Origin of the sequence: Ancylobacter vacuolatus (assembly GCF_030813595.1) — a bacterium.
Taxonomy (GTDB): domain Bacteria; phylum Pseudomonadota; class Alphaproteobacteria; order Rhizobiales; family Xanthobacteraceae; genus Ancylobacter; species Ancylobacter vacuolatus.
In genome coordinates this window covers 214,966-223,259 of record NZ_JAUSUH010000009.1, presented here as the reverse complement: position 1 = coordinate 223,259, position 8,294 = coordinate 214,966, and the positions used below count along the sequence as shown (strand labels likewise).

The window sequence follows — 8,294 nt, the reverse complement described above, 5'->3', positions numbered from 1 at the left end:
TGGGTGAGCTTGATCCCGGTGATCTCCGAGAACGCCTTGGCGAGAACCTTGGCCTCGTATTCATGCGTGGTGATGGTTTCGGAGACGACGTTGATCTCCATGCCCTTGAACGGTTCGGCAGCCTTGATGAACCATTCCATCTCCCGCATCTGCTCGTCCTTGGAGAGCGTGGAGGGCTGGAATTCGCTGTCGATCCACTTCTTGGCGGCAGCCTCGTCCGCGCGGACGGGTGCGGCGAAGGCAATCAGCGCCATGGCGCTGGCGGCCAGCAGAAGCCGGCCTCGGCTCTTAGACGGCAACATGGGTCTTTCCTCCCGTTTCTTCCCAGAATTCCGCGGCTTGTTGCCGCTTAGGCGAATTCACACGAGGCGGAACACCGCCAGCGCGTAGACAAGGCAGAGCGCGAGCGCCCAGCCGAGATTGGGTCCCACCAGGGCAAGCCAGGCGAGATTGATGAAGGCGCTGCCGAGCAGCGTGATGAACAGCCGGTCGCCGCGCGTGGTGGGAATGCCCAGCACGCCGACGCGGGCACGCTCGGGCCGCCAAAGCGCCAGCACGGTAAAGATGGCGAGCAGGCCGGCGATGACGGCGAAGAACGCCGCCGTCGGCCAGGTCCACGCCATCCAGGCGGTGTTCTCGGCGAGGGTTTCCAGGAACGGGGCGGGGGCGTTTTCCATGGCGTCCTCCCTCACACCCGCCCGAGGGCGAAGCCCTTGGCGATGTAGTTGCGCACGAACCAGATCACCAGCGCGCCGGGAATGATGGTCAGCACGCCGGCGGCGGCGAGCAGACCCCAGTCCATGCCAGCGGCGGAGACGGTGCGCGTCATCGTCACCGCGATCGGCTTGGCGTTGGTGGCGGTGAGGGTGCGGGCCAGCAGCAGTTCTACCCAGGAAAACATGAAGCAGAAGAAGGCGGCCACGCCGATGCCGCTCGCGATCAGCGGCATGAAGATCTTGATGAAGAAGCGCGGGAAGGAATAGCCGTCGATCGCCGCCGTCTCGTCGATCTCGCGCGGCACGCCGGACATGAAGCCTTCCAGGATCCACACCGCCAGCGGCACGTTGAACAGGCAGTGCGCGAGCGCCACGGCCCAGGGGGTGTCGAACAGGCCGATGGCGGAATAGAGGTTGAAGAAGGGCAGGGCGAACACCGCCGGCGGCGCCATCCGGTTGGACAGCAGCCAGAAGAACAGGTGCTTCTCGCCGACGAAGCTGTAGCGCGAGAACGCATAGGCCGCCGGCAGCGCCAGCGTGATCGAGATGATGGTGTTCAGCGCCACATAGGTCAGCGAGTTGATGTAGCCCGAATACCAGCTCGAATCGGTGAATATCTTGATGTAGTGCTCGAAAGTGATCTCGTTCGGCCACAGCGAGACCGTCGTGTTGATCTCGAAATTGGTCTTCAGGCTCATATTGACGAGCCAGTAGATTGGCAGGATCAGGAAGGCGAGGTAGAGCGCCATGACGAAGGCGCCGGCGCGCGAGGAGGGCTGCGAGGTCGAGCTCATGCCGGGTTCTCCTCGTGCCGGCGCTCGGTGCCGGCGTTCGTCATCACCGTATAGAACACCCAGCACAGGGCGAGCACGATGAGGTTGTAGACTAGGCTCATTGCCGCCGCCTTGCCGAGGTCGAACTGGCCCAGCGCGATCTTCACGAGGTCGATGGAAAGGAAGGTGGTGGCGTTGCCGGGGCCGCCGCCGGTGAGCACGAAGGGCTCGGTGTAGATCATGAAACTGTCCATGAAGCGCAGCAGCACGGCGATCAGCAGCACCCGCTTCATCTTCGGCAGCTGGATGGTGGTGAAGATCGCCCAGCGCGAGGCGCCGTCGATGCGGGCCGCCTGATAGTAGGCGTCGGGAATGGACTTCAGGCCGGCATAGCACAGCAGCGCGACCAGGCTGGTCCAGTGCCAGACATCCATCACCACGATGGTGATCCAGGCAGCCAGCGGGTCGCCCGTATAATTATAGTCGATGCCGAGCGCGTTGATCGCCCAGCCGCCGAGGCCGATATCGGCGCGGGCGAAGACCTGCCAGATGGTGCCGACCACGTTCCACGGGATCAGCAGCGGCAGCGCCATGATGACCAGCGTCGCGGCGACCTTCCAGCCGTCGCGCGGCATGGACAGCGCGACCAGGATGCCGAGCGGCACCTCGATGGCGAGGATGATGGCGGAGAACAGCAGGTTGCGCCACAGCGCGTCGAGGAAGCGCCCGCCAAGCTCGGTCGTGGGGTCCAGAAGTTCCTGGAACCAGCCAAGGCCGTTCCAGAAGAACTGGTTATTGCCGAAGGTGTCCTGAACCGAATAGTTCACCACCGTCATGATCGGCAGGATGGCCGAGAAGGCGACGATGAGGAACACCGGGGCGACCAACAGCCAGGCGGCATTGTTGACGGGCTTGTCCATCACGCGTCTCCCTCGCGGCCGGCGGCTTCGCCGGGCACCAGCACGCCATCGGCATAGATGTGGATCTGCCGGGGATCGAGGGTGAGGCCGGCGCTGTCACCATCGAGCGACAAGTCCTCTGGCACCATGGCGGCGGCGGGATTGCCAGAAATCTCGATGCGGGCGATGCGGGCGCGCCCGATATCCTCGATGCGCGTCACCTTCACCGGCAGGCCGGTGCCGGGCGCGGCGAGCGTGGCGAATTCCGGCCGCACGCCGAGTTCGATCCGCTCCCCCGCCGGTAGGGCGGCATAGCCGCGATCGAGCGCAATGGCGACATCGCCCACATGCGCCGTGCGCCCCGCGACCCTTGCCGGCAGCACGTTCATGCCCGGCGAGCCAATAAAATGGCCGACGAATGTGTGGGCCGGCCGCTCGAACAGCTCTTCCGGCGTGCCGGTCTGCACCACGGCGCCGTCATGCATCACCACCACCGTATCGGCGAAGGTCAGCGCCTCGGTCTGGTCGTGCGTCACATAGATCATCGTCAGGTCGAGCGCGCGGTGCAGTTCCTTCAGCGAGGAGCGCAGCTGCCATTTCAGATGCGGGTCGATGACGGTCAGCGGCTCGTCGAACAGGATGGCGGCGACATCCTCGCGCACCAGTCCGCGCCCCAGCGAGATCTTCTGCTTGGCGTCGGCCGTGAGGTTCGAGGCCTTGCGGTCCAGCACCGAGGTGAGGTCCAGCCGGCTGGCGATTTCCTCGACGCGGCGAGCGATGGCCTCGCGCGGCATCTTCCGGTTCTTCAGCGGGAAGGCGAGGTTCTCGCGCACGGTCATCGTGTCGTAGACGACCGGGAACTGGAACACCTGCGCGATGTTGCGCGCCTCGGTCGGCAGCCGCGTGACGTCGCGGTCGTCGAACAGGATGCGCCCGCGCGTCGGGATCACCAGGCCGGAGATGATGTTGAGCAGCGTGGTCTTTCCGCAGCCGGAAGGGCCGAGCAGCGCATAGGCGCCACCCTGCCGCCAGACATGGTTGATTTCCTTGAGCGCATAATCCTGCGGGCCGCGCGGATCGGGCCGGTAGGCATGGGCGAGACCGTCGAGCGTGATGCTGGCCATGGTGCTCTCCCTCAGGCGGCCGCGGCGTCGCGGGTGGGCGCGATGGCCTGTCCGTCGGCGCCAAACAGCAGGATATGGCGGGGGTCGATCAGCACCTCCACCGGCGCATCGGGCTCCAGCCGCCGCACGCCGGCAACGAGAGCGGTGAGGCGCTCCTGGCCCATATCCATGTGCAGGAAGCTCTCCGAGCCGGTGACCTCGGTCACGGCGATGGTGGCGCCCAGCCGGATGAGGCCGTTTCCGGTGATGCGCTCGGCGGTGGCGATATCCTCCACCCCCAGATGGTGGGCGCGCACGCCGATCGTGTAGACGCCGTTCGGCACCTGCGCGAGGGGGCCGCTGGCCGGCAGCACGGTGCCGTTCTCCATCAGCACCGTATGGCCCTGCTTGGTCACGCGCAGCGCGTTGAGCGGAGGGTCGGAGAATACCCGTGCGGTGGCGAGATTGGCCGGCCCGCGATAGACTTGGGCGGTCGGGCCGAACTGCGTCACGGCACCCTCCAGCAGCGTGGCGGTGTGGCCGCCCAGCAGCAGGGCCTCGGTCGGCTCGGTGGTGGCGTAGACGAACACAGCGCCGGTGGAGGCGAAGATGCGCGGCAGTTCTTCCCGCAGTTCCTCGCGCAGCTTGTAGTCGAGATTGGCCAGAGGCTCGTCGAGCAAAACGAGATCGGCGCGCTTCACCAGCGCACGGGCGATGGCGGTGCGCTGCTGCTGGCCGCCCGACAATGCAAGCGGGGTGCGCTGCAGATAGGGGTCGAGCTTCAGCAGCTTCGCCGCGCTGAGAACACGCGCCTCGATTTCCGCCCGCGGCAGGCCGGCCACGCGCAGCGGCGAGGCGATGTTCTCATACACCGTCAGCGAGGGGTAGTTGATGAACTGCTGGTAGACCATGGCGACGCTGCGCTTCTTCACCGACAGGCCGGTGACGTCGCGTCCCTCCATCCGCACGCGGCCGGAAGTGGGAGCGTCGAGCCCGGCCATCAGCCGCATGAGGCTGGTCTTGCCGGCAAGGGTGGCGCCGAGCAGCACATTGAGGCTGCCACGCTCCAGCCGCAGCGAAACGTCCTTGATGAAGGGTACGCCGCGCACGCGCAGCGAGACGTGATCGAGTTCGAGCGTCATTGCGCAACTCCCCGCAGCGAGGCCGGCGATGCGCCATGCAGGGCGCTCTCGGCCATGAAGGCGTCGAGCGCGGCGGTTTCCTCGGGCGAGAAGCGCAGGCCGAGCTTGGAACGCCGCCATAGCACATCCTCGGCGGTGCGGGCCCATTCCTCGCGCATCAGATAGCGCACTTCTGCCTCGGTGAGGTCGGCGCCGAATATGCGGCCGAGATCGTGCGCGGAGCGGGCGCCGTCGAGGATACGCATGGCGCGCGTGCCATAGGCGACAACCAGGCGCCGGGCGAGATGCTCGTCGAGCCAGGGATGGGCGCGCAACAGCTGGGCGACCACGCGCGGCTGGTCGTGGACGCCGAAATCGCCGCCCGGCAGGGGTGCGGTGCCGGTCCACGAGGCCTTGGAGGCGCCCGGCAGGAAGGGCGCCAGCTTCTGCATCGCGTGCTCGGCCAGGCGACGATAGGTGGTGATCTTGCCGCCGAACACGGACAGGACCGGCACGCGGCCGTCCTTTTCGTCCAGTTCGAGCACGTAGTCGCGGGTGGCTTCCTGCGCCTTGGAGGCGCCGTCGTCATAAAGCGGGCGCACGCCGGAATAGGTCCACACCACGTCGCCCGGCGTCACCGGCTGGCGGAAATACTCGCTCGCGGCGGCGCAGAGATAGGCAATCTCCTCCTCGCTCGCCACGGGCGGGCTCGGCGTGCGGCCGAAGTCGCGGTCCGTGGTGCCGATCAGGGTGAAATCCTGCTCATAGGGAATGGCGAAGATGATGCGCCCATCCGCATTCTGGAAGATATAGGCGCGGTCATGCTCGTAAAGCCGGGGCACGACGATATGGCTGCCCTGCACGAGGCGGACATTAGCCGGCGAGTTGGCGCGCAGCACATGCGCCAGCACCTCATGCACCCAGGGGCCGGCGGCATTGACCAGCACGCGCGCATTGACGACGCGGCGCGTTCCGTCCTCGTCGAACTCGATGCGCCAGTGCTCGGCCTCGCGGCTCGCCGAAATGACGCGCGTGCCGCGGCGGATGTCGGCGCCGCGCTCGGCGGCATCAAGCGCGTTCAGAACGACGAGGCGGCTGTCCTCGACCCAGCAGTCGGAATATTCGAACGCCCGCCGATAGCCCTCGCGCAGCGGCCGGCCGGCGGGATCGCGGGTCAGGTCCAGCGAGCGGGTGGCCGGCAGCAGCTTGCGCCCGCCGAGGTGATCATAGAGGAACAGGCCGAGGCGCAGCAGCCAGGCGGGGCGCAGGCCCGCATGGTGCGGCAGCACGAAGCGTAGCGGGCGAATGATGTGCGGGGCGATGGCCCACAGCACTTCGCGCTCGGCAAGGGCCTCATGCACGAGCCGAAACTCGTATTGTTCGAGATAGCGCAGCCCGCCATGGATCAGTTTGGTCGAGGCGGAGGAGGTGGCGCCGGCGAAATCGCCCTGTTCCAGGAGCACGACCGACACGCCTCGGCCGGCGGCGTCGCGGGCGATGCCGCAACCATTCACCCCCCCGCCGATGATCGCAAGGTCGTAACTCTCGTCCAACGTGCGAGCGTTCAAGGCGCGTCTCCCGGTGCGCTTCTTTAGGTCAGCAGCGCTTTCGTTTTTATGTTCATATTGACGCTATACGAAACCATTTTGGGCCGCAATAGCGCAAAATCGAAAGAAGTGAACCTTCGTTTAGGTGCAATGCAGCAATATCATGGCTTTTCTGGCATGCCAGCCGCCCTTTTCTTGCGGCGGTCAGGGCTCCGCGGCGCGCGGCGGGAGGGTCAACATGAAATCCTCTCCGCCCCAAGCCCATCAGGGCAGGCTTTCCCTTGAGTTGCGAGGCCTGTTCCCTGCCGGCGAGAATGGATCCTAGCGGTTGCAGCGCACCGCCGCACTGCAGCAACGAATTGCTCTTGTCATGTTGAGCAAAGCGAGCAAAGCTAAACATAAAGCTAAATCGTGCCGGCGCGCAGCGCGCCCGGCGTGAGCCTTGAAAGGGGCAGAAAGCCCCTCGTTCTCTGGGAGGAGAGCATGCTGAAGAAGTGGATACCCCTTCTCGGGGCGACGGCCGTTTGCGCGCTGATGTCCGTGCCGCAGGCGGCGAAGGCCGAACAGCTCACCCTGTGCTGGGCGGCCTGGGACCCGGCCAATGCGCTGGTCGAGCTCTCCAAAGACTTCACCACCAAGACCGGCATCGACATGAAGTTCGAGTTCGTCCCGTGGACGAGCTATGCCGACCGCTTCCTCAACGAGCTCAACTCGCGCGGCAAGCTGTGCGACCTCATCATCGGCGACAGCCAGTGGGTCGGCGGCGCGGCGGAGAACGGCCATTATGTGAAGCTGAACGACTTCTTCGCGAAGGAAGGCATCAAGATGGATGACTTCGTTCCCGCGACCGTCGTTGGCTACTCCGAATGGCCCAAGAACACGCCAAACTACTGGGCGCTGCCGGCGATGGGCGACGTCGTGGGCTGGACCTACCGTAAGGACTGGTTCCAGCGGCCGGAGATCCAGAAGGAATTCAAGGCAAAGTACGGCTGGGATCTCGACGCGCCGAAGACCTATGACCAGCTCAAGCAGATCGCCGAATTCTTCCAGAAGCGGCAGATCGACGGCAAGACCGTCTATGGCGCCTCGATCTACACCGAGCGTGGCTCGGAAGGCATCACCATGGGCGTGACCAACGTCCTCTATGATTGGGGCTTCATGTATGACAACCCCAAGAAGCCCTACGACATGCAGGGCTATGTGAACTCGCCGGACGCGGTGAAGGGCCTCGAATTCTACAAGTCGCTTTATGATTGCTGCACGCCGCCGGGCGCCTCCAACGTCTACATGGTAGAATCGGCCGACGCCTTCAAATCCGGTCAGGTGGCGATGCAGATGAACTTCGCCTTCACCTGGCCCGGCCTCTACAAGGACGAAAAGGTCGGCGGCGACCGTATCGGCTTCTTCCCCAACCCGGCGGAGAAGTACCATTTCGCCCAGCTCGGCGGGCAAGGCATTTCGGTCGTGTCCTATTCCGACAAGCGCGACGCGGCGCTGCAATACATCAAGTGGTTCGCCCAGCCGCAGGTGCAGGCCAAGTGGTGGCAGCTCGGCGGCTATTCCTGCCTAAAGGCGGTGGTCGATGCCCCCGACTTCAAGACCAGCCAGCCCTACGCGCCCGCCTTCCTCGAATCGATGGCGATCGTGAAGGATTTCTGGGCCGAGCCCTCCTATGCCGAGCTGCTGCAGGCGATGCAGAAGCGGGTGCATGACTATGTCGTTGCCGGCAAGGGCACGGCGAAGGAAGCGCTCGATGGTCTGGAGAAAGACTGGACCGAGATCTTCAAGGAAGACGGCAAGATCTGACGCCGCCTCTCAACGGGCATCGGCTTGGGGCCAGTGTGCTTCGAGGCGCGGGGCGTGCCCGCTCCGCGTCATGCAAGACGCGCAGGCGCAGAGCTGCATCCTTCTGAGGCGCGCGGGAAGCGGCCTCGAAGGACGCAGGAGCCCTCCGCGCTCCTTCCCGCCAGAGCGCGATCCGATCAGACTGAACTCATCTGATCGGTAAATCGCCCTCTCACTGCAAGAGTGAGAACGCGCTATCCGATCCGCTTGCGATGCACGCGGATCGGCGCGGGCTCCAGACAGCGACCCGGCCGCTTGCCTGCCGGACCGGGGCGCCCTTCTCGCTGACC

The 8,294-nt window shown here is 65.3% G+C and carries 7 protein-coding genes and 1 pseudogene; 1 reads left to right on the top strand and 7 read right to left on the bottom strand.

Annotation, left to right across the window (positions count from 1 at the left end):
• The 7 genes and pseudogenes from J2S76_RS18180 to J2S76_RS18150 all read right to left on the bottom strand — a co-directional run.
• A pseudogene (locus tag J2S76_RS18180) lies at nucleotides 1–302 on the bottom strand (carbohydrate ABC transporter substrate-binding protein); the annotation flags it as partial.
• A 57-nt stretch (nucleotides 303–359) separates the two neighbouring features.
• A complete protein-coding gene (locus J2S76_RS18175) occupies nucleotides 360–677 on the bottom strand; it encodes a DUF2160 domain-containing protein (RefSeq protein ID WP_018388772.1) in 318 nt (105 codons plus the stop codon).
• An 11-nt stretch (nucleotides 678–688) separates the two neighbouring features.
• Nucleotides 689–1,510 (bottom strand): carbohydrate ABC transporter permease, encoded by an 822-nt coding sequence (locus J2S76_RS18170; RefSeq protein WP_131833585.1) that lies wholly within the window; start codon nucleotides 1,508–1,510, stop codon nucleotides 689–691.
• Nucleotides 1,507–2,409 carry a carbohydrate ABC transporter permease gene (locus tag J2S76_RS18165; protein ID WP_307062707.1) on the bottom strand — a complete coding sequence of 301 codons (903 nt, stop codon included), beginning with the start codon at nucleotides 2,407–2,409 and terminating at the stop codon, nucleotides 1,507–1,509. Before J2S76_RS18165 ends, J2S76_RS18170 begins: the two co-directional genes overlap by 4 nt.
• Entirely contained in the window at nucleotides 2,409–3,512 is a 1,104-nt protein-coding gene (locus J2S76_RS18160) for an ABC transporter ATP-binding protein (RefSeq protein ID WP_307062705.1), read from the bottom strand. Before J2S76_RS18160 ends, J2S76_RS18165 begins: the two co-directional genes overlap by 1 nt.
• 11 nt (nucleotides 3,513–3,523) lie before the next feature.
• Complete coding sequence (locus tag J2S76_RS18155) at nucleotides 3,524–4,633, bottom strand: ABC transporter ATP-binding protein (protein WP_307062703.1); 1,110 nt, start codon at nucleotides 4,631–4,633, stop codon at nucleotides 3,524–3,526.
• Nucleotides 4,630–6,180 carry a glycerol-3-phosphate dehydrogenase gene (locus J2S76_RS18150; protein WP_307062702.1) on the bottom strand — a complete coding sequence of 517 codons (1,551 nt, stop codon included), beginning with the start codon at nucleotides 6,178–6,180 and terminating at the stop codon, nucleotides 4,630–4,632. The genes J2S76_RS18155 and J2S76_RS18150 overlap by 4 nt, the downstream gene beginning before the upstream one ends.
• Nucleotides 6,181–6,642: 462 nt before the next feature.
• Between J2S76_RS18150 and J2S76_RS18145 the strand changes: the two genes are divergently transcribed.
• Entirely contained in the window at nucleotides 6,643–7,965 is a 1,323-nt protein-coding gene (locus J2S76_RS18145) for an ABC transporter substrate-binding protein (protein ID WP_307062700.1), read from the top strand.
• Nucleotides 7,966–8,294: the final 329 nt, after the last annotated feature.